Annotated in this window: 14 protein-coding genes and 2 pseudogenes; 9 read left to right on the top strand and 7 right to left on the bottom strand. The window is 74.3% G+C overall.

Annotation, left to right across the window (positions count from 1 at the left end; genetic code table 11):
• Nucleotides 1-623: 623 nt before the first annotated feature.
• From LZF96_RS02915 to LZF96_RS02895, 5 genes and pseudogenes are all read left to right on the top strand, one after another.
• The gene (locus tag LZF96_RS02915) at nt 624-2,867 is read left to right on the top strand and encodes an MMPL family transporter (protein ID WP_233865314.1); all 2,244 of its coding nucleotides are present in this window, start codon (nt 624-626) and stop codon (nt 2,865-2,867) included.
• A gap of 107 nt (nt 2,868-2,974) precedes the next feature.
• A complete protein-coding gene (locus tag LZF96_RS02910; protein ID WP_233865312.1) occupies nt 2,975-4,432 on the top strand; it encodes a sensor histidine kinase in 1,458 nt (485 codons plus the stop codon).
• Between the two features lie 437 nt (nt 4,433-4,869).
• Nucleotides 4,870-5,535: a response regulator transcription factor gene (locus LZF96_RS02905; protein ID WP_233865483.1), complete on the top strand. Its 666-nt coding sequence runs from the start codon at nt 4,870-4,872 to the stop codon at nt 5,533-5,535.
• Nucleotides 5,532-6,275: pseudogene (recO, locus tag LZF96_RS02900) on the top strand (DNA repair protein RecO); the annotation flags it as partial. The gene LZF96_RS02905 and the pseudogene recO, both read left to right, overlap by 4 nt.
• A gap of 228 nt (nt 6,276-6,503) precedes the next feature.
• On the top strand, nt 6,504-7,346 hold the full coding sequence (locus LZF96_RS02895) for an isoprenyl transferase (protein ID WP_233865310.1): 843 nt from the start codon (nt 6,504-6,506) through the stop codon (nt 7,344-7,346).
• Between the two features lie 109 nt (nt 7,347-7,455).
• Here LZF96_RS02895 and LZF96_RS27250 read toward each other — a convergent pair.
• The 5 genes and pseudogenes from LZF96_RS27250 to LZF96_RS02875 form a co-directional block, all read right to left on the bottom strand.
• Nucleotides 7,456-7,776: pseudogene (locus LZF96_RS27250) on the bottom strand (dihydrofolate reductase family protein); the annotation flags it as partial.
• Between the two features lie 484 nt (nt 7,777-8,260).
• Nucleotides 8,261-8,716, bottom strand: a complete 456-nt coding sequence (locus LZF96_RS02890; RefSeq protein WP_308294136.1) for a Fur family transcriptional regulator — start codon at nt 8,714-8,716, stop codon at nt 8,261-8,263.
• 65 nt (nt 8,717-8,781) lie between these two features.
• Nucleotides 8,782-9,699 carry a metal ABC transporter permease gene (locus LZF96_RS02885; RefSeq protein ID WP_233865481.1) on the bottom strand — a complete coding sequence of 306 codons (918 nt, stop codon included), beginning with the start codon at nt 9,697-9,699 and terminating at the stop codon, nt 8,782-8,784.
• A 113-nt stretch (nt 9,700-9,812) separates the two neighbouring features.
• A complete protein-coding gene (locus tag LZF96_RS02880; RefSeq protein WP_233865306.1) occupies nt 9,813-10,568 on the bottom strand; it encodes a metal ABC transporter ATP-binding protein in 756 nt (251 codons plus the stop codon).
• 88 nt (nt 10,569-10,656) lie between these two features.
• Nucleotides 10,657-11,835 (bottom strand): metal ABC transporter substrate-binding protein, encoded by a 1,179-nt coding sequence (locus tag LZF96_RS02875; RefSeq protein ID WP_233865304.1) that lies wholly within the window; start codon nt 11,833-11,835, stop codon nt 10,657-10,659.
• A gap of 237 nt (nt 11,836-12,072) precedes the next feature.
• On the opposite strand from LZF96_RS02875, the gene LZF96_RS02870 reads away from it, so the two are divergent.
• The 3 genes from LZF96_RS02870 (at nt 12,073) to dusB (ending at nt 15,536) form a co-directional block, all read left to right on the top strand.
• Nucleotides 12,073-13,455, top strand: a complete 1,383-nt coding sequence (locus tag LZF96_RS02870; protein WP_233865303.1) for a glycine--tRNA ligase — start codon at nt 12,073-12,075, stop codon at nt 13,453-13,455.
• Nucleotides 13,456-13,870: 415 nt separating this feature from the next.
• Nucleotides 13,871-14,182, top strand: a complete 312-nt coding sequence (locus tag LZF96_RS02865; RefSeq protein ID WP_233865302.1) for a hypothetical protein — start codon at nt 13,871-13,873, stop codon at nt 14,180-14,182.
• Between the two features lie 118 nt (nt 14,183-14,300).
• A complete protein-coding gene (dusB, locus tag LZF96_RS02860; protein ID WP_267940381.1) occupies nt 14,301-15,536 on the top strand; it encodes a tRNA dihydrouridine synthase DusB in 1,236 nt (411 codons plus the stop codon).
• A gap of 287 nt (nt 15,537-15,823) precedes the next feature.
• Here the strand turns inward: dusB and LZF96_RS02855 are convergent, their stop codons facing one another.
• Complete coding sequence (locus tag LZF96_RS02855; protein WP_233865301.1) at nt 15,824-17,806, bottom strand: glycogen debranching N-terminal domain-containing protein; 1,983 nt, start codon at nt 17,804-17,806, stop codon at nt 15,824-15,826.
• Nucleotides 17,803-19,926, bottom strand: coding sequence for an amylo-alpha-1,6-glucosidase (locus tag LZF96_RS02850; protein WP_233865300.1), 2,124 nt, complete (start codon nt 19,924-19,926; stop codon nt 17,803-17,805). Before LZF96_RS02850 ends, LZF96_RS02855 begins: the two co-directional genes overlap by 4 nt.
• Nucleotides 19,927-20,406: 480 nt before the next feature.
• Here LZF96_RS02850 and LZF96_RS02845 point away from each other — a divergent pair, with 480 nt between their 5' ends.
• Nucleotides 20,407-21,636, top strand: a complete 1,230-nt coding sequence (locus LZF96_RS02845; protein ID WP_233865299.1) for an ROK family protein — start codon at nt 20,407-20,409, stop codon at nt 21,634-21,636.
• The last annotated feature ends 29 nt before the right edge of the window (nt 21,637-21,665 follow it).

Raw genomic sequence — 21,665 nt, 5'->3', positions numbered from 1 at the left:
GTGATCGGCGTCGGGCCGTGCAGGCGGTTCGCGGCGATCGCGTCGGCGTCCGCCGAGCGGGGGGACGGGGCATCGGGGGACTCCGGCGAATCGGCGGAGTCGGGGGAATTCGAGGAGGAATTCGGGGAGAAAGAGGCGCTCATGATGTTCCGGGTGCTCCAGGGATGACGGGGATCCGAGGACCGACGGGCAGGGCCGACTCCGCGGGGAGGGGGCCGGTCCCGTGGACTACAGACCCTCGCCGCGGCGGCTAAGAAGGAGCATCCCGTAGCGCTTCATCGCGCTCAGCGTAGCCGAACGGAGACCCGCGCGCCGCTCGTCGCCCAGCATACGAGACATCCCGGTTCGGGCCTTTCGTCGGCTCGCGGGCTCGCGGGCTCGCGGGCTCGCGGGCTCGCGGGCTCGCGGGATTTCGGGAGGCCGCCACCGACCCCGGTCGGGGTACTCCGTCCGGAGTACCCCGACCGGGGGAACCCACCGTCGCCGTACCGGGGACTCCCCTCCGGGGAAGGACGCCCCGCCGCCCCGAAGGGGGAAGGCTGGACCTCACGGCCGGCCCCGACCGGCCGTGAGCGCACACCGGCGGGCCCCGTCCCGCCCCGAGACCCCCGGAGGCCCCGCCGATGGCGGCCCATTCCCCGTCCCCCGCCGACGGGCGGTCCCCCCGCCCGCACGGCCGCCCCGACGGCCCCGACGACGCCCCGCCGTCCGGACGCCGTCGTCTGCTGCCGTGGGCGGTCATCCTGCTGTGGGTGGCCCTGCTCGCCGTCGTCGCGCCGTTCGGGGGGCAGCTGAGCGAAGTGCAGAGCGATGACTCGGTGGAGTACCTGCCGGAGACCGCCGAGTCCACCCGGGTGGCCCGGATCCAGCAGGACCTCCCCGGCGGCGGCACCACCGATCTGCTGCTGGTCTACGAGCGGGAGGACGGCCTGACCGATGACGACCGGCGGATCGCGGACGAGCGGGTCGCCGGGATCGCCGACCGTTGGGAGGCCGCCGGCGAGCCGCGCGGTGTTCCCTCCGAGGACGGCACCGTCCTGCTGTACCCGCTCTCGCTGCCCGCCCCGACCGGGGCGGACTCCGCCGACGAGGGCGACGCCGACGAGGGCGACGAAACCGTCTTCGAGGTCCGGGAGGCCGCCTCGGCCGACCTCCCCGACGGCCTGACCGCCCTGGTCGGCGGCCCCGGGGCCTTCGGCGCGGACGCCGGTGAGGTCTTCGGCACCATCGACACCACCCTGCTGATCGCCACGGTGGCGGTGGTGACGGTCCTGCTGATCCTCATCTACCGCAGTCCCGTGCTGTGGCTGTTGCCGCTCGTCTCGGTGGGCGTCGCCGCGATGACCGCCATGGCTGTGGTGTACGGCCTGGTCCGGGCCTTCGACCTCACCGTCAGCACGCAGAACACCTCGATCATGACGGTGCTCGTCTTCGGCGCGGGCACCGACTACGCCCTGCTGCTGGTGGCCCGCTACCGCGACGAGCTGCGCCGTTTCGCACACCCGGCGAACGCGATGGCCGCCGCGCTGCGCGGCGTGCTGCCGGCCCTGCTGGCCTCCTCCGGCACCGTCGCCGCCGGTCTGCTGTGCCTGCTCGCCGCCGACCTCAACAGCAGCAGCGGCCTGGGACCGGTGGGCACCGCCGGCATCCTGTGCGCGCTGCTCGCCATGACCACGCTGCTGCCCGCGCTCCTCGTCGTGGCCGGTCGTCGGGTGTTCTGGCCGCTGATCCCCTCGCCCGACGCCCCGCCCCGGGAGGAGCGGAGCCTGTTCGCGCGGTTGGGTGCCTCCGTCTCCCGCCGCCCCGTGGTGGTGCTGGTCACCGGCGTGGTCGCGCTCGGCGCGCTGGCGCTCGGGACCCTCAACCTGCCCGGCCCGCTGAAGGACGCCGACTTCTTCACCACGCCCCCCGAGTCGACCGTCGCCGCCGAGACCCTCGGCGAGGCGTTCCCGGAGCGCAGCACCCGCCCGATCACCGTTCTGGCACCGGAGGACACCGCCGAGGAGGTCCTGTCGACGGTCTCCGCGACCGGCGGGGTGGAGTCCGCCGAGCCGGGCCGCTCGGGGGCCGGTTGGACCGAGATCGACGTCTTCGCCGAGGACGCCCCGGAGAGCGAGGGGGAACGCGACACCGTTCGGGCCCTGCGCGAGGACCTCGCGGGCGCCGACGGCGGGGAGTCGGCCGCCCTGGTCGGCGGTTCCACCGCGCAGGCGGTGGACCTGGACGACACCAACGCCCGGGACCGCCTCATCGTCATCCCGCTGGTCCTCGTGGCCGTCCTGGTCATCCTCATCGCCCTGCTGCGCTCCGTGGTCGCCCCGCTGGTGCTGCTCGCCGGCGTGGTGCTCTCCTGGGGCTCCGCCCTGGGCCTGGGCGGCCTGTTCTTCGGCCCGGTGTTCGGCTTCGACGGCATGGACGGTTGGATCCCCCTGCTGACCTTCGTCTTCGGCGTCGCGCTGGGCGTGGACTACGGCATCTTCCTGATGCACCGGATGCGCGAGGAGGCCCTGGGTGGCGCGGACACCCGCACCGCCGCGCTCACCGCGCTGCGCGCCACCGGCGGCGTGATCGCCTCGGCGGGCATCGTCCTGGCGGCGACCTTCTCGGTGCTGATGACGCTGCCGCTGGTGGTCATGGTGGAGCTGGGCTTCGTCGTCGCGGTGGGCGTGCTGCTGGACACCTTCGTGGTCCGCACCTACCTCGTCACCTCGGCGGCGTGGCTGTTGCGCGAGCGGATGTGGTGGCCCGGCCCGTTGTGGCGCCGTCCCCCGCCCGTCGCGGCGACCGCCGTCGGGAAGGGGCCCGGCCCCACCGGACCGGACACCGGGGCCGGGGCCCCGCGCACCGGGGTCCCGGACCGCGCGTGAGCCCCCCGGCACGGGGGGGGGGGGGGGGGGGGGGGGGGGGGGCGGCGGTCCGGATGGTGACCGCCGCCGCACGCCGTGCCCGCGCCGGAGGCGGCAGGATGAGAGGGATGAGCACCGAAGCCCCCGTCCACCGGCCGGCCGGTCGCGCGGATCGCGACGGGCGGGTTCGCCGGCATCTCGGACCCGACCGCCCCGAGCCCTCCGACGCCGCGCTGACCGCGGCCGTCGCCCTGCTCGGCGCGGTCCTGGCCCTGATCCCCGGTGACGGGGCGTATCCCGACGCCCGGGGGTGGATGCTGCTGGCCGGCGCGACCCTCCCGCTGGTGTGGCGGCGGCGCTACCCGTTGGGCGTGCTCACGGCGGTGGTGCTCTGCGTGGGGCCGTACCACGCGCTGGGTTACGCCCACGCCGCCGCCGTCCCCGCGTCGGTGGTCGCGGTCTACACGCTCGCCGTCACCGGGCCCCGGGTCCGCACCGTCCTGGCCGGGGCCGGGGTGGTGCTGCTCGGGGTGTCGATCATGGCGGCGGTGGACACCCACACCGGCGCCGAGATGCTGCGGGTCGCCGGATGGGTGCTGGTCGTCCTCGTCTTCGGCGAGGCGGTGCGCATCCACCACGACTTCGTGGACGCCGTCCGCGAGCGGGCCGAACGGGCGGAGCGGACCCGGGAGGAGGAGGCGGCCCGCCGGGTCGCCGAGGAACGCGTGCGCATCGCCCGCGACCTGCACGACCTGCTGGCCCACGGCATCACCCTGATCGGGGTGCAGACCGCCGTCGCCTCCCACCTGCTGCGCAACGACCCCGAACGGCTGGACCGCGAGGCGCTGGCCCGCTCCCTGGAGGGCATCGCCGACACCTGCCGGGACGCCCGCTCCGAACTGCGCCGCACCCTGCGGGTGCTGCGCGCCGACGACCCCCCGCACGGGGCGGGGGAGGGGCCGGAGGAGGACATGCCCTCCGGCCCGCTGCCGGACCTGGCGGGCATCCCGGACCTGGCCCGTTCCGCCCGGGCGGCCGGAGCCGTCGTCGACCTCGAACCGGCCGAACCCGCCGATCTGGCGGCGGACGGCCCGGTGCCACCGGTGCCCGCCGCCGCCGCGTACCGGATCGCGCAGGAATCCCTGACCAACGCCGTACGGCACGCCGGGCCGCGGGTCCGGGTACGGGTCCGGCTGGAACGGACCGCCGACGCGCTCCGGATCACCACCACCGACGACGGGGGCGACGGGGACGCCGGGCGTGCCGGGGGAGACCGCGCCGACCGGGACGCGGAGGCCGTGGCGTCCGACCGGACCGACCGACCCGATCGCGCGGTCCCCCCGGGGGAGCGATCCGGGCGTCACGACGGGGACCCGCCCGCGCCGGGCTTCGGCATTGCCGGTATGCGCGAACGGGCCCGCAGCGTGGGCGGCACGCTCGAGGCCGCCCACCGCCCGGACGCCCCCGGCTTCGTGGTGACGGCGCTCCTCCCGCTGCGGAGTCCCGTGTCGGGACCCGGGGCCGCGCCGACGGCCCCGGGCCCGACGGGGGCCCCCGTCGGGCCGGACGGGCCCACCACCCGGTGACCTGGGGGGCGGGACCGGTCCGGGCGGCGGCTGGGCGGCGAACCCGGCGATCGGCGGGCCGTCCCGGCGCGGGACCGGGTCCGTCCGGCGCGTCGCCGGGGACGGTGTCCCGTCGTGATGCCGGGCCGAGCGGGGTGGTCTTTCCCGGGGGAGGCGGCCGACCGTCGGACGGGGGCCCGCGCGCCGGGACACCCGCACGGGACCCCGGGCATCCCGGCGCGGGGCGGCGGGGCGGCGGGCCCGATCCCCACCGTGGTTCCGGGTCCCGGCCGGAGCGGGCTCGGCGCGGCCCCCGACCGGCCCGGCACTAGGCTGACGCCATGACGACGGCAGGGGCGGACACCGCCGGCGGGGCCGACCCCGGGAGCCCGTCGGGCCCCACCCCGATCCGGGTACTCCTCGCCGACGATCAGACACTGGTACGGGCGGCCTTCGCCATGCTCGTGGACTCGGCCCCGGACATGGAGGTGGTCGGCCAGGCGGCGACCGGTCGCGAGGCGGTGGCGCTGGCCCGTTCCGCCCGCGCCGATCTGGTGGTGATGGACATCCGGATGCCCGATCTCGACGGCATCGGGGCCACCCGTCTGATCGCGGCAGAGGAGGATCTGGCCGGTGTGCGGGTCCTGGTGCTCACCACCTACGAGACCGACGAGAACGTGATCGGGGCGCTGCGCGCCGGCGCCTCCGGGTTCCTCGTCAAGGACACCCGGCCCGCCGAGCTGTTGGACGCGATCCGCACCGTCGCCGCCGGTGACGCCCTGCTGTCGCCGGGCCCCACCGCCCGGCTCATCGCCCGCCTGCTGCGCACCCCCGCCCCGCCGACGAACGGGGACGGCGACCCCGGCGGCGCGGTGGGACGTGCCCGGCTCACCGACCGCGAGCGGCAGGTGCTGGCCCTGGTGGGTCGCGGCCTGACCAACGCCGAGATCGCCGAACTCCTCTCGCTCTCCCCGTTGACGGTGAAGACGCACGTCAGTCGGGTGATGAACAAGCTCCCGGCCCGCGACCGCGCCCAGTTGGTGATCGCCGCCTACGAGTCGGGGCTGGTGGTACCCGGTGGGGGCGGTGGGGAGGGTGCCGCCCGGGGGAGAATCGGGGCATGACCCTCTTCCGCGACGACGGCATCGTGCTGCGCACACAGAAGCTGGGAGAGGCGGACCGGATCATCACCCTGCTGACCCGTCACCACGGCCGGGTCCGGGCGGTCGCCCGGGGGGTGCGGCGCACCAAGTCGAAGTTCGGTGCCCGTCTGGAGCCCTTCTCCCATGTGGACGTGCAGTTCTTCGCCCGCGGTTCCGACCTGGTCGGACGCGGTCTGCCGATGTGCACCCAGACGGAGAGCATCGCCGCGCACGGCCGGTCCATCGTCGCGGACTACGCGCGCTACACCGCCGGGACGGCGATGCTCGAGACGGCCGAGCGGTTCACCGACCACGAGGGCGAGCCGAACGTCCAGCAGTACCTGCTGCTCGTCGGAGGGCTGCGGACCCTGGCCGCCGGGGAGCACGCGCCGGGCCTGGTGCTGGACGCCTTCCTGCTGCGCTCACTGGCCTGCGGCGGCTACGCCCCCAGTTTCGACGCCTGCGCCCGCTGCGGGATGTCGGGACCCAACCGGTTCTTCTCGCTCGCCGCCGGCGGCTCGGTGTGCGCGGACTGCCGGGTGCCGGGGAGCGTGGTGCCCTCACCGGGAGCACTGCGGCTGCTGGGCGCGCTGCTGTCCGGGGACTGGGCGACGGCCGACGCCGCCGAGTCCCGCCACGTCCGCGAGGGCAGCGGGCTGGTCTCCGCCTACCTGCACTGGCATCTGGAGCGGGGGTTGCGCTCCCTGCGCTACGTCGATCGCCGGCCCCCGGAGGCACCTTCCCCCGGGACGCCCGCACCGGCGACACCCTCCCCGCCCGGTGCCGTGGCCCCTGGACCCTCCGCGCGGCCCGGGCCGCCCGGCTGAGCCCCGGCAGCCGTCCCCCTCCGCCGGGACCGGCCGACGCCTCCCGGGGCCGCCCCGACCGGCCGTCGACGGGGTTCGGCTACGCTCGCCCCCGACGTCCGAACAACCCCACGGAGTGACCCCATGGCCCGCCGCGGAACACCCTCCCGGCCGCGTCGCGAGTACCGCGCCCCCGACCCGCACCCCTCCGGGGCACGGCCCCCCGCGCTGCCCGCCGAGCTGACCCCCCGGCACGTGGCCATCGTCATGGACGGCAACGGACGGTGGGCCAAGGACCGCGGTCTGCCCCGCACCGAGGGGCACCGGCGCGGTGAGGCCGTGGTCCTGGACGTGGTCAAGGGCTGCCTGGAACTGGGGGTGCGCAACCTCTCGCTGTACGCCTTCTCCACCGAGAACTGGAAGCGTTCGCCCGACGAGGTGCGGTTCCTCATGGGCTTCAACCGGGACGTCATCGACCGCCGCACGGAGGAACTCGGCGAAATGGGGGTGCGCATTCGTTGGGCCGGGCGCGAGCCCCGACTGTGGAAGTCGGTGGTCCGCAAGCTCCAGGACGCCGAGGAGCGCACCCGCGACAACGACGCGATGACGCTGTACATGTGCGTGAACTACGGCGGGCGGGCGGAGATCGCCGACGCCGCCGCCCGACTGGCCGCGGACGTGCGAGACGGACACCTGGACCCGAACAAGGTCAACGAGGAGACCCTGGCCCGCTACCTGTACTTCGCGGACATGCCGGACGTGGACCTGTTCATCCGGCCCTCGGGCGAGCAGCGCACCTCCAACTACCTGTTGTGGCAGAGCGCCTACGCCGAGCTGGTCTTCCAGGACATCCTGTGGCCGGACTTCGACCGCCGGCACCTGTGGAACGCCTGCGTGGAGTACGCCTCCCGGGACCGTCGCTTCGGTGGCGCGCTCCCCAACGAGAGCACCGTCCCCGGTGGTGTCGCGGAGACGCACTCCGGCTGACCTCCCGTCGACCGGCCTCTCCGCCCGGCCCCTCCGGGCGGAGAGGCCGGGGCCGCACCAGGTAGCGCAGGTGGGTCACGGCGGGGGAACCGATGACCCGGGTCTGCTCCAGGCGCACCCCTCCCGGCACCGGCCCCTCGAACAGTCGGGTGCCACCGCCGAGCAGGACCGGCACCAGGCGCAGTCGCAACTCGTCGAGCAGCCCGGCCGGCAGGAACCGCCGGATGGGCAGCGCCCCGCCGGCGACCGCGACCCTGCCGTCCCCGGCGTGTGCGCGGGCCTCGGCCGGCGCCTCGCCGGGGCCACCGGTGACGAATCGGAACAGGGAGCGTCCCCGCCGCAGCGGCTCGCGCGGCGCGCGGGTGAGGACCAGCGCCGGGGCCCGGAACGGTGGCTCCCGCCCCCGGGCCCCCTCGGCGTGGGCGAACATCCGCGACCCCATGATCACGGCGCCGACGCCCTCGGCCTGTTCGGCCGGCACCTCCGCGTCCGGCCCGCCCTCCCCGCCGGGCAGGCCGTGTGCCTCCCGCCGGCCGTCCAACCGGCACACCCAGTCGTGCGGCCGTTCCCCGCCGAGCCCCGGGGGGGGCATCGGGGGAGGGGGCCGGACCGGTGGCGTACCCGTCCAGGGAGACCGACAGATCGGCCGTGACCAGGGTCATGACGCCCCACCTCCCGCATCCTCCGCCCCGGGTGCCCCGGACATCCCGGGCGCCGCTTCCCCCGTACCCACCGGACGGTACCCGGGGAAGTCACCCGGGAAGTCACCCGGAAGATACGACAATGGCCCGTCGTGATCACCGGAATCCTCCGGATCCGACAAACGGATCGATACCCGGCGTGGGGCACCACATCGACGCCCGGGCCGACGTGATGGGAGTGGGAGAGGGTGGGAGCCGGTGGGCGGCGCGGGCTCAGGCGTGGTCGTGCCCGCCGGTGCCGGGGGTCGCCCCCCCGTGTCGCGTCGCGGCGCAGTCACCGCAGGTGCCGAAGACCTCGACGGTGTGACTCACATCCACGAAGCCGTGTTCGGCGGCGACGGTGTCGGCCCACTTCTCCACCGCGGGCCCCTCGACCTCGACCGCCTTCCCACAGACCCGGCACACCAGGTGGTGGTGGTGGTCGTCGGTGCTGCACCGGCGGTAGACGGCCTCGCCCTCACGGGTGCGCAGCACGTCCACCTCACCCGCGTCGGCGAGCGACTGCAACGTGCGGTAGACCGTGGTCAACCCGACGGAGTCGCCCCGGTGCTTGAGCATGTCGTGCAGCTCCTGGGCGCTGCGGAACTCGTCCACCTCGGCGAGTGCCGCGGACACCGCCGCGCGCTGTCGTGTGGACCGGCCGCGGACCGGCGGTCCTGCCGTCGCCACCATTGCCTCCCGAAATAGCCCCGGCTCCCGTACTCGGCTGCCATTGTGCCAGGCGATCGGAGGGTTCAGCCGGAGGGGAGGGAGGAACGGCCGGGATCGGCGGGCGCGGGCACCGTCGGTCGCTCGCCGGCGGCCCCGCCCAACGGGGGTGTCGGGCGCCCCGCCCGGCGGGCCCGCCGCCGGGCGATCGGCCGGGTCAGCACGGCCGTCAGGGCGAACAACCCCATGGCGATCAGCACGATCGTCGCCCCGGGCGGCACGTCGGCGTAGTAGGAGGTGATCGTGCCGGAGACCGAGACCACCACCCCGAAGCCGCACGCGACGGCGAGGGTCCCGGCGTAGCTGCGGGTCGCCTGCTGCGCCGCCACCACCGGGATCACCATCAGCGCGCTGACCAGCAGCAACCCCACCACGCGCATGGCGACCGTCACGGTCGCGGCGGCGGTCACCGCGAGCAGCAGGTTCAGCGCCCGCACCGGTAGCCCGGTCACCCGGGCGAACTCCTCGTCCTGGCAGACCGAGAACAGTTGGCGGCGCAGGCCCAGGCCGACCAGCAGTACGAAACCCGCCAGGACCAGGATGGCGGTGATGTCGGAGGCCGAGACGGTGGTCACCGAGCCCCAGAGATAGCTGGTCAGTCCGGCAGTGGAACCGCCCGGTGCCAGATTGATGATCATCACGCCGCCGGCCATGCCGCCGTAGAAGAGCATCGCCAGGGCGATGTCCCCGCGCGCCTTCCCCGACAGGCGCAGCAACTCCATCCCGACCGCGCCGATCGCCGAGACCACCACCGCCATCCACACCGGACTGGTGTTGAACAGGAAGCCCAGCGCGACACCGGTCAGCGCCACGTGGCCGATGCCGTCCCCCATCAGGGCCTGCCGGCGCTGGACCAGGTAGATGCCGACCACCGGCGCGGTCAACCCGATCACCAGTGCGGAGATCAGGGCCCGCTGCATGAAGGCGTAGTTCAGGAACTCCAGCGCCAACGCCTGCCCGTCGGTCGACGGGAACGCGGCGCCGACGGGAGCGGCGGAGGGGAACCCGGGCGAGGATCCGGGGAAAAACCCGGGGAAGAGGAGCTGGGCAGGGGTCATCACAGGATCCCGGTGTGCAGTCGCGGCTCGGCGGACGACTCGGACGCGTCCTCCGGATGGCAGGAGTGGGCGTCGGGCAGTTGGTCGCCGTGCTCCACGATCCGCTCCACCCGGCCCCCGGAGAGCACCACGGCGCGGTTGATCAACGGCGCCATCGGGCCCAGGTCGTGCAACACGAGCAGGACGGCGGTGCCGCGTTCCACCATGGTTCGCACGGTGTCGGCGAGGACGTCCTGACCGACCAGGTCCACCCCGGCCAGTGGCTCGTCCATGATCAGCAGGTCGGGGTCGTTGGTCAGGGCCCGGGCGATCAGCACCCGCTGGTGCTGACCGCCGGAGAGGGTGGCCACGGACTCACGGGCCCGGTCGGCCAGCCCCACCGTCTCCAGCGCCCGGTGTACCGCCTCGTGGTCGGCGCGCCGCAACGGGCGCAGGCCGCGGTGGGCCAGCCGGCCGGCGGCGACCACCTCGCGCACCGTGGCGGGTACGCCGCCGGCCGCCGTCGACCGCTGCGGCACGTATCCCACCCGCCGCCACTCGCGGAACCTCGCCAGGGGCGTGCCGAACAACTCCAGCCGACCACCGGTGATCGGGACCCGACCCACGCCGGCCCGCACCGTGGTGGACTTCCCGGAACCGTTCGCCCCCAGCAGTGCGACGACCTCCCCGGCCCGCACCACGAGGTCGATGCCGCGCAGCACCGGGTGACCGCCCAGCTCGGCGGTCACCCCCTCCAGGGATATGACGGTTTCCATGGCAACTCCGTGTGGTGGGCCGGGTGCCGCGGCCGGGACGCCCGGCGCGACGGCGCGCCCCTCCGGGGGTGCGCCGGATGCGCGTCGGTCAGCCGGCGCCGAGAGCCTGCCGCAGGGCCTCGAGGTTGGCGCGCATGACCTCGAAGTAGTCATCGCCCCGGGACCCCTCGGTGATTCCCTCCAGCGGGTCCAGGACATCCGTCTCCAGGCCGAGGTCGTCGGCGAGGGTGCGGGCGGTGGCGTCGGAGGCCAGGGTCTCGAAGAAGACCGTGCTCACCCCTTCATCCTCCGCGATGTCGTGCAGGGCGCGCATCCGGGCGGCGCTGGGCTCGGACTCGGGGTCCAGGCCGGCTATCGACTCCTCGCGCAGCCCGTAGCGCTCGGCGAGGTAGCCGAAGGCGGCGTGGGTGGTGATGAAGACGTCGGAGGTGCGGTTGGCCAGACCCTCCTCGAACTCCGTGTCCAGGGCGCGCAACTCCTCGGCGAGGTCCTCGGCGTTCCGCCGGTAGTCGGCGGCGTTGTCCGGGTCGGCGGCGGAGAGGGTCTCGGCCACGCCCTCGGCGACCTCGGCGTACTTGATCGGGTTCAGCCAGACGTGCGGGTCCTCGGCGCCGTGCGCGTGGCCGTGGTCGTCCTCGTCGGCGTGGTCCTCGTCGTGGCCGTGCTCGTCCTCGTGGTCGTGGGTGCCGTGCTCGTTCCCGTGACCCTCATCGGCGTGCTCGTCGTCCCCGTGGCCGTGGCCGTGGTCGTCCTCGTGACCGTGCTCGTCGTCCCCGTGGCCGTGGTCGTCCTCGTGACCGTGCTCGTCCTCGTGGCCGTGGTCGTCCTCGTGACCGTGCTCGTCCCCGTGGTCGTGGTCGCCGCGGTACTCGGAGAGTTCGGTGAACTCCCCGGCCTCGGCCACGTGCTCCACGCCGGACTGCTCGACGGCCTCGTCCACCGCCGGCTGCAGGCCGGCCAGGTACACCACCACGTCGGCCTCGGAGAGCTCGCCCACCTGTCGGGGCGAGAGTTCCAGGTCGTGCGGCTCCACGCCGGGCTCGGTGAGGGTGGAGACGGAGACGTGCTCGCCGCCCACGCGCTCGGCCAGGAACTCCATCGGGTAGAAGGAGGCGACCACGTCCAGCGTGCTCCCCGCCGCGCCGGTTTCCTCCTCGTCGGCCGCGCCCTCGGTGCCGCAGGCGGCCAGGGCGAGGACGGCGAGGGCGGTGGTGACGGCCGGGGCGGTGGCCGTGCGGCGGACTCGGGGGATTCTGTGAGCGGTCATGAAGTCCATTTTCAGATGAGATGGAAACCGTTGTCAATTTCCTCAACCCTATTGTGACCGGCGCCTCCTCGCAGCTTCCACCGGTTCATCCCGTTCCCTCCCGGGGTGCCTTTTCGGTCGATCGCGCGGGTCGGAACGAGCATGTCCGGCGCCCCGGACCCGATTTGCCGCCGCCCCCCGCACCGCCGGTAATCTGAGGCGATTCCTTGCCTCCATCGCCATCATGAAGAGAGCACCGTGGCAGCCGACAAGATCGAGACCATCGTCAGCCTCAGCAAGCGCCGTGGCTTCGTCTACCCGTGCAGTGAGATCTACGGCGGCCAGCGCGCCGCGTGGGACTACGGACCGCTGGGCGTCGAGCTGAAGGAGAACATCAAGCGCCAGTGGTGGCGTGCCATGGTCACCTCGCGGGACGACGTGGTCGGTCTCGACTCCTCGGTCATCCTGGCCACCGAGGTGTGGGAGGCGTCCGGCCACGTGGCGACCTTCAGCGACCCGCTGACCGAGTGCACCTCCTGTCACAAGCGCTACCGCGCCGACCACCTGGAGGAGGCGTACGAGGAGAAGCACGGTCGCCCCGCCACCGGTGGGCTCGCCGACCTCAACTGTCCCCACTGCGGAAACAAGGGCACCTTCACCGAGCCCAAGGAGTTCTCCGGACTGCTCTCCACGCACCTGGGCCCCACCCGTGACTCCGGTTCGGTCGCCTACCTGCGGCCGGAGACCGCGCAGGGCATCTTCACCAACTTCGCCCAGGTCCAGCAGACCTCCCGGAAGAAGCCGCCGTTCGGCATCGCCCAGATGGGCAAGTCCTTCCGGAACGAGATCACGCCGGGTAACTTCATCTTCCGGACCCGTGAGTTCGAGCAGATGGAGATGGAGTTCTTCGTCAAGCCGGGCGAGGACGAGGAGTGGCACGAGTACTGGATGGGGCGGCGCTGGGACTGGTACCGCGGGCTGGGCATGCAGGAGTCCAACATGCGGTGGTACGAGCACCCGAAGGAGAAGCTCTCCCACTACTCCAAGCGCACCGCCGACATCGAGTACCGCTTCAACTTCCAGGGCTCGGAGTTCGGTGAGCTGGAGGGCGTCGCCAACCGCACCGACTTCGACCTGAGCTCGCACTCCAAGGCCTCCGGCCAGGACCTGAGCTACTTCGACCAGGAGGCCGGCGAGCGCTGGACCCCCTACGTCATCGAGCCGGCGGCCGGTGTGGGTCGCGCGATGCTGGCCTTCATGCTCGACGCCTATATCGAGGACGAGGCGCCCAACGCCAAGGGCAAGCTGGAGAAGCGCGTCGTGATGCGTCTGGACCCGCGCCTGGCCCCGGTCAAGGTGGCGGTCCTGCCGTTGTCCCGCAACCCGCAGCTCTCCCCGAAGGCCCGTGGTCTGGCCGAGGCGCTGCGTCGGCACTGGAACATCGAGTTCGACGACGCGGGCGCCATCGGCCGCCGTTACCGTCGTCAGGACGAGATCGGCACGCCGTACTGCGTCACCGTCGACTTCGACACCCTCGAGGACGACGCGGTCACCGTGCGCGAGCGCGACAGCATGAAGCAGGAGCGTGTCTCGCTGGACCGGATCGAGTCCTACCTCGCGGGTCGTCTCATCGGTTGCTGAGGTCCGTTCCGGCGGTGGTGTCCACGGAGCACCCGCCGGGCCCCGGGCGTGACCGGACGCCGTGCGAAACGTCGGCCCGGGGGTCACCCCATCCGGCTGTTCGAGGGGTCGAGGGCCCGACGCCTGGATGAGGTGAGGGTCTGATGATGCGAGGAATCGAAGATCGGGTGGCCTGACGGTCCGATCGCATGAAAGTCGGGTGGTCCGACATTTCGATGAATAAGCGATCGGGTTGTCGGGCCACCGGATCAACGCCTGTGACGGTTCGGTCACGAGCTCGCCACAACGCCCGTCCCCGGGCCCCAACGGGCCTTCCGGGGGCGGGCGTTGTGCTTGACTGGGGCCCTCTTGACAACGGCGTCCCGAGCCGTTATTTGCCGACCCGGGGTGCCCCGAATCACACAGGGGAGGACGGATGCTGACCACCGGCACCGTCACCGGAACCACCGAATCCGGGACCCGGCACTCCATGCGCATCGGACGCGGTTTCGGCGAGGTGCGCCGACTCGAGTGCGACACCTGCGGCTACCGTCGGGTAGCCCAGTTCGACGTACTCGGCAAGGCCGACCGCCACCTCGCCGACCACGGCGTGTGCACGGCGGGGGAGTGCGAGGGCGCCGGCGCGGAGACCGCCGTCCGTGACCTCGGCCCGCTTCCCTGGCTGCTGTGCGGCCTCGGAATGTTGACCGTCCTCGTCGTCGTGGTCCTGCGCACCGTCGCGGGCTGACCGCCCGGCCGGTGGATCGACCGCCCGGCCGGGGACGGGAGGACATGCGGGACAATGGGTGATCGGACCCGCCCGCACCGGCCCCGGCCGGCCCAGATCCGCCGAGGACGACCACCGCATGACCGCCCCCACCTCCACGCCCCCCTCCGTCGAACCGACGGCCCCGGGCCTTCCCGCCCCGACGTCGCCCGTCGACGCCGAACCCCCGCCGAGGGCCGTCGCCGCGCCGCTGGTGGTCGGCCCCCACCGGGTATGGCCCCCGGTCGTGCTGGCCCCCATGGCGGGCATCACCAACGCGCCCTTCCGCCGGCTGTGCCGGGAGTTCAGCGGGGGGCGGGGTCTGTTCGTCAGCGAGATGATCACCACCCGCGCGCTGGTCGAACGCAACGCCAAGACCATGCGACTGGTCCACTTCGACGACGACGAACGTCCCCGCTCGGTCCAGCTCTACGGCGTGGACCCGGTGACCGTCGGCCGCGCGGCCCGGATGATCGCTGACGAGGGACTGGCCGACCACATCGACCTCAACTTCGGCTGCCCGGTTCCCAAGGTGACCCGCCGGGGCGGCGGCTCGGCGCTGCCCTGGAAGCGGCCCCTGCTGCGTGCCATCCTCCGGGAGGCGGTCCGGGGCGCGGGTGACCTCCCGGTGACGATGAAGATGCGCAAGGGTATCGACGACGACCATCTCACCCACCTCGACGCGGGACGGATCGCCGTCGACGAGGGTGTCACGGCCATCGCCCTGCACGGCCGCACCGCCGCCCAGCACTACGGCGGGACCGCCGACTGGTCGGCCATCGCCCGGCTCAAGGAGGCCGTACCGGAGATCCCGGTGCTGGGCAACGGCGACATCTGGTCCGCCGACGACGCCGTGCGGATGGTCCGCGAGACCGGCTGTGACGGCGTGGTGGTGGGACGCGGCTGTCTGGGTCGTCCCTGGCTGTTCGCCGATCTGGTGGCGGCCTTCGAGGGACGGGGGAGCGCGGGGTACGCGCGGCCGACGCTGCGCGAGGTCGCCGCGACGATGGTGCGCCACGCCCGACTGCTCGGCGAGTGGCTGGAGGACGAGTCGCGCGGGGTGATCGATTTCCGCAAGCACGTCGCCTGGTACACCAAGGGTTTCTCGGTCGGCTCGGAGGCCCGCCGCCGCCTCGCGGTCTCCTCCTCCCCGGAGGAACTGAACGATCTGCTACAGGAGTTGGACCTCGACCAGCCGTGGCCGACCGGCGCGGACGGGCCGCGTGGGCGCACCTCCGGACGCAACCGGGTGGTGCTCCCCGACGGATGGCTCGACGACCCGATGGACTGTCCGGCGATCATCGCCGACGCCGAACTGGATACCTCCGGCGGCTGACCCCGGCCGGGCGGGTGCCGGCACGGTCCCCGTCTGCCGTTCGCCGGGCGCCGTGGCGCACCGGGAGCGGCGCCGATACCGGGTCCGTGCCCCGGCCCGGAACGGGTGCCGGGGCCGGTGTCGTACGGACGCGGGCGCGCTCCGCCCGCCCGGCGGGGGTGGGGCGCGTTCGCGCCGGTGTCGGGGAAGTCGGGGATGCCGGCGCGGACCCCGGCGCGCGGGCGGTCCGGTGGCTTCCCGGACGGCCGCGGCCGGGGGCGTACCCGATCCGCGCCGCCGGCCCGCCGTCAGCCGGCGGCCGGCTCCGGCACGGGGCCGTCGTGACCCCGATCCCCGCAGCGGCCCGTCCCGCTCTCCCGCCCGGCCTCCCGATGGGCCGTCAACAGTGCCAGCGGCGCCGCCGCGGCCCAGGCCTGCGGCGAACACGCGTAGGGGTGGGGCACCGGCTCGGGGTGGTCCCCGCGCCCGTACCCGGCCACCACCTCCGGCAGCCGGTGGTCGTGGCGCTCGGCCAGCGCCATCAGCCCCGAGGTGAGGCGGTCGACCTCCTCGCACAGCCCGTGCCGGGCCAGCCCCAGGGCCAGTACCGCGTTGTCGTGCGGCCACACCCCGCCCCGGTGGTAGGCGAGCGGGTGGTACGCGTCCTGGCCGGCCGCCAGGGTGCGTACTCCCCAGCCGGTGAAGAAGTCCGGCTCCAGCAGGCGCCGACCCACCGTCGCCGTGCGTTCCGGGTCGAGGATCCCCGACCACAGCAGGTGCCCGGCGTCCGAGGCCAGGGCGTTCACCCGCCGGCCCGTGCCGTCCAGGGCGAGGGCCGGGAAGTCGTGTTCCGGCATCCAGAAGTCGGCGAGGAACCGCTCGCGCAGCGACCGCGCCGCCGACTCCAGCCGTTCCGCCCATCCGGGGTCCCCCCACACCCGGCGGGCCAGACCGGCGGTCCGGAGCAGCGCGTCCCACGCGTATCCCTGCGCGGCGGCGGCGGTGATCGGGCCCTTCGCCGGGGTGCCGTCGGCGAAGCAGATCGCGCCCGGGGAGTCCTTCCAGCTCTGGTTGGCCAGGCCGCCCTCGTCCGGGTGGTAGACCAGGTAGCCGTGTTCCTCCAGCCCGCCGTGGCGGAACATCCACTCCACCGCCGCGCGGGCGTTGCCCTCCAGGGCGCGGGCCAAACCGGTGTCGCCGGTCACCCGCGCGTGCTCGTCGAGCAGCACCAGGAACAGCGGGGTACTGTCCACGGCACCGTAGTAGCGCGCGTACGGGACCTGTCCGAAGTGGGCCAACTCCCCGTGGCGGACCTCGTGCACGATCTTGCCCGGCTGCGCGATCCGCGCCGGGTCCTCCTCGGTCGCCTGCGTCGCGGCCAGGGCGGGCAGGGTCGCCGCCGCCGGTTGCGGGCGGTACGGGAGGGCGAACAGTGAGGCGAACAGGGCGTGCCGCCCCAGCAGGGTGAGGAACCAGGGCACGCCGGCCGCCGGCACCCGGTGGATGGCGCCGTCCGGTCCCTCGGCGGGAATCCGCAGCGCGGCCAGGTCGACGAGCCCCCGGGCGCAGGCGCGGTCCAAGGCCCGTTGGCCGGGGCCGGCGGAGGGCAGGGCGTCGGTGCCGGGGAAGCCGTCGGTGCCGGTGGCCGGGCCGGGAGCGCCGTGCGGGTGGGCGGCCACCCGCAGCACCAGCTCCACCGAACCGTGCGGTTCCAACTCCAGCCGCCACACCAGCCGGCGGGCCCCGCTGCCGGTGTCCTCCACCGCGTCGGGAGCGGGCTCGGCGGAGACGACGGTGCGGGAGTGCCACTCACGGCGCCGATACCCGAAGGCCACCCCGTCCGGCAGGGTCTCGCGGGTGCGCACGGCGTGTGGTTTCTCGTACCAGCGGTGGTCGGAGCGCAGTTCGAACTGGTCGGCGAAGTCCGCGTCCACGGTGAGGGCGACCAGGGTCCGGTCGTCCGTCGCCCGGTTGCTCACCACCCGGACGCGCTCCACCAGGGTCCCGGCGGTCACCGTCTGCTCGCGGAAGACGGTGTGCGCGGGCGGCTCACCCCCCCCGCCGGGCGGGGTGAGCACGCAGGAGGCGGTGTCGCCGGAGCCGTCGGTGGTCGGCACCAGGACGGTGGGGATGATGCCGTCCACGGTGAGCTGCCACCGGCTGAGGTGCCGGGCGTCCCGGGTGAACAAGCCGTCCGGCAGCGCCCCGCGCGCGCCGGTGACGTCCCCCGAGGGACCCAGCAGCGCGAAGGTGCCGTTGTGGACGAGTAGACGGTGGTGCGTGACGGTCATCGGGGCGTCCCCTCCCTCGGTGCGGCCGGGGCCGCGGCGGTCGTCCCCGGGGCGTCGACCGGCGGCTTCGCGGTCGACGGGACCCGGTTCCCGGCCCGGGGCGGGCGGTCGCCGAGCGATCGGCCGACGCCCTCCCCGGTGGTTCCGTCGTGCGCGTCCGGCCGGTCGGCGGGGTCACCCCCGGGCCGGCGGATCCTCCCGACACCCCCGCGGGGCACGGCCCGGGCCCGGCCGTGCCCGGTCGCGGCGCCGTACCGGGCCCCTTCGGGGTCCCCGTCCCGCTCGGTCGGGTCGATCGACCGCGGGGCCGGTAACCCGATCCGGCCGGGGCCCTCCGGGGCGGTGTCCGAAGCGATCTCCGGGAGGTTCGGGAGGCGCGACGGTTCCGCCGGTGGCCCCGCCCCGGGGGCTCCGGGGGCCGGGCGTCCCGTCGGCTCGACGGCGCGCGGTCGGTCGCCGGCGTGCCCACCGGGGCCGTGCCCGGCGTGTCCGCCCGGTCCGGCGGCGCGGCCGGCCCGGCCGGTGCGGGCCGTTCGGCGGGGCGGGTCCGCGGCGCGACGCATGAGCGGCTCGCGCGGCACCGGTTCGGGGGGCCGAACGGCTCCCAGCAGATCCACCGTCAGGGCGGCCGTCCAGCCGAACTGCCGGGTGCCGCGCGCGCGTCCGGTGCGCGGGTCGAGGTACTCGGCGAAGTCGGAGGCCACCGCCGAGGTCAGCACGGCGGTGCGCAGGTCCTCGGCGAGGCCGTGCTCGCCGTACTCCCGCAGACCCCGCTCGATCAGCCAGTTGACGTTGAACCAGGCCGGGCCGCGCCAGTAGCGGGACGGGTCGAAGGCGGCACCGAGCAGGTCGTAGCTGGGCACCATGCGGGTGGTCGAGCCGAGACCGAAGTGGGGGCCGGTGAGGGTCCGCAACAGGGCCGCCGAAACCTCCGGGGGCAGACCGGGGACGATCAACGGGAGCAGGCCCGCGCAGCTCAGTTCGCGGATCGGACCGCCGCCACGCACGTCGTGGCACAGGAAGATGCCGTGCTCGGCGTCCCAGAGGCGGTCCACCAGCGCGTCGGTGAGGTCCGCGGCCCGCTCGTGGTGGGGGTGGGGGTCGGCGCCGACCGCCGCCGCGATGTGGGCCAGGGCCCGTTCGGAGGCGATGAGCAGCGCGTTGACGCCGGGGTCCTCGACGGCGAACCGATGCGGGGCGGCCGCGTCGTCGTAGCCGTGGTCCCGGTAGTCGGCGGCCAGCCGCACGTACCGGCCGTAGTCCAGGTCGGTGGGGCGGTCGCCGGCGTCCCCGTGATCGAGGTCGGCGCGGCGGAAGGTGCCGGCCCGGGCGGGCACGATCCGGCTCAACGGCTCGTCCCAGCAGGGGCTGTTGTCCATCCCGGACTCCCAGGGATGGACGATCGACACCAGGCCCCGGCCGCCGAGGTCGCGGCGGTCGGTGAGGTAGCGCTGCCAGGCGGCCAGCCGGGGGTACATGCGGGACAGGAAGCCCCGCCGGGCGGAGTCGGTCGGGTCGGCCAGGTGGACCAGCCAGGCCGCGAGGGCGTGCACCGGTGGCTGGATCAGCCCCGAGGTCTCCACGCCGGCCGGGGCGCCGGCCCGGGCGCCGGCGGCGGAGGAGCGCCAGAAGTCGGGGCTGGGGAAGTAGGCGCCCAGCGGCACCTCGGGGTTGAAGACGATGTGCGGCATCCGACCGTCGGCCCACTGGGCGGCGAAGAGGGTCTCCAACTCGCGGCGGGCCCGGGCGGTGGAGAGCCGGCGCAGGCCGATCGCGATGAAGGCGGAGTCCCAGCTCCACTGGTGCGGGTACAGGCCCAGTGACGGAACGGTGGAGGCGCCGGTCCAGTTCTGCCGCAGCACCCGCCAGGCGTACTGGCGCAGCAGGTCGGGCGGGGCCGGAGCGGTGGACGCGCCCCCTTCCGTCGGGGCCGCGGGGGCGACCACGGCGAGGGCGCCGGTGGTGTCCGGGGCCGTGCCGGGGGCCGGGTCGGTGAGGGTGCCGACGGACGGGGTGGAGTGGGAGTTCACGATGCCGGGGGGAAGGTCGGGGACGGGGTGGGCGGACGGGTTCGAGCCGAGCGCGCCGGACGGGTCGGCGGCTCCGGTGGGAATCGTCATGCGGCGACCCCGGCGCGGGACGCGCGGGCGACGGGTGTGTGAGCGGTACGGGCGCCGGGGGTGACGCGAATCACCCGGCGTCTCCCCCGAAGCGGGACCCGACGGCACCCGACATGCCCGGCGGGAGCGCCGGGAGCATACGCGGGGCGGGTGAAACGGGGGGCGTCGGACGCCTCGGCCCGGTGCGGCGCCGACGCCGGGTACGGCGGTGCGCCGGGCGGGGTCGGGAGGGTGTGCGCGTCTTCCCGGCGGGTGTTCGGGGAGGTCGGGGGCAGGTCGGGGCCCGCGCCGGTATCCGGCAGGACGTCGGTCGTCGGTCTCGCGCTTTCCACGAAGGGCTCCACAGGAGTCGGGCTTTACCGCTTATGGCCACGATACCGCAGAGTTACGTCGGCTTAACGGTCAAAAGTCCTCCCGTAACATTTCCTTGATGTGCTGAAGGCGGTGTCGCCGCCGTCGGAGAGGACGGGGAACAGTGGGATGAGTCAGGCGAGTTCGGGGCACCTCCTCGGATTGATCCGCCGGGGTCGGGCCACCACCCGGGGGGAACTGCAGCGTGTCACCGGTCTGGCCCGCTCGACCGTCGGCAGCCGACTGGAGCCCCTGCTGCGGGCCGGCTGGATCCGCGAGACGCCCGGTCCGGCCGAGTCCTCCACCGGTGGACGCCCCGCCGTGCGGCTGGAGTTCGACGCCTCGCACGCCCTCGTCCTCGCCGCCGTCCTGGAGACCCGCAGCGCCCGCGTCGCCCTGCTCGACCTCTCCGGTCGGGTGCTGGACGAACATGTCGGCCCGCTCTCCATCGCGGACGGTCCGGACCGCGCGTTGGACCTCCTGGGTGAGCGGTTCACCCGATTGCTCGAGCGCGCCCCCCACCGCGACGGGGTCGGTCCGGCCCGAATCTGTGGTGCCGGCCTGTCGGTTCCCGGCCCCGTGGACGCCGCCACCCGCCGCCTGGTCGACCCGCCGATCATGCCGGGTTGGGGAGGTCATCCACTGCCGGAACGCATGGGCGCCGTTCTCGCCGAACGTCTCGGCACCGATCCCGCCCTGCCGATCCTGGTGGAGAACGACGCCAACCTGATGGCGCTGGCCGAACAGCGCCACGGGCATCCCGACTGCTCGGCCTTCCTGTTGGTGAAGGTCTCCACCGGTATAGGTGCCGGCATGGTGATCGACGGCGGCCTGTACCGGGGCATCGACGGCGGGGCGGGTGACATCGGCCACATCCGCACCGCCGACGCCCCGTGCGTGTGCGGTTCGCGCGGCTGTCTGGCCGCCGTGGCCAGCGGTCGGGCCCTGGCCGCCCGGCTCACCGCCGAGGGGGTGCCCACGGCCTCCGGGTCCGGGGTGCGCGAACTGCTGGAGGCCGGGCACCCGGACGCCGTGCGGCTGGCCCGCGAGGCCGGGCGGGTGGTCGGCGACGTGCTGACCACCGTGGTGACCGTGGTCAACCCCGGCGTGCTCATGCTCGCCGGGGATCTCGCCGGGCCACCGTTCCTCACCGGTATCCGGGAGTTGCTCTACCGGCGGGCGCTGCCCCGCACCACCGCCCACCTCCAGGTGGTCACCTCCCGTCTCGGTGACCGGGCGGGACTGATCGGTGCGGCCGTCCTGCTGGCCGACGAGTTGTACGCCCCGGAGCGGGCGGACCGCCGGCTCGCGACGGTCGCCCCGGCCCGGTCGGTCGGTCGGACCACCTCCGTGGCCTGAGCCGGGCCCCGCGGCTCGTCTCCGGGTGG

The organism is Streptomyces sp. ST2-7A (assembly GCF_021390475.1).
Lineage (GTDB): Bacteria > Actinomycetota > Actinomycetes > Streptomycetales > Streptomycetaceae > Streptomyces.
This window is presented reverse-complemented; position numbering and strand designations above follow the sequence as displayed.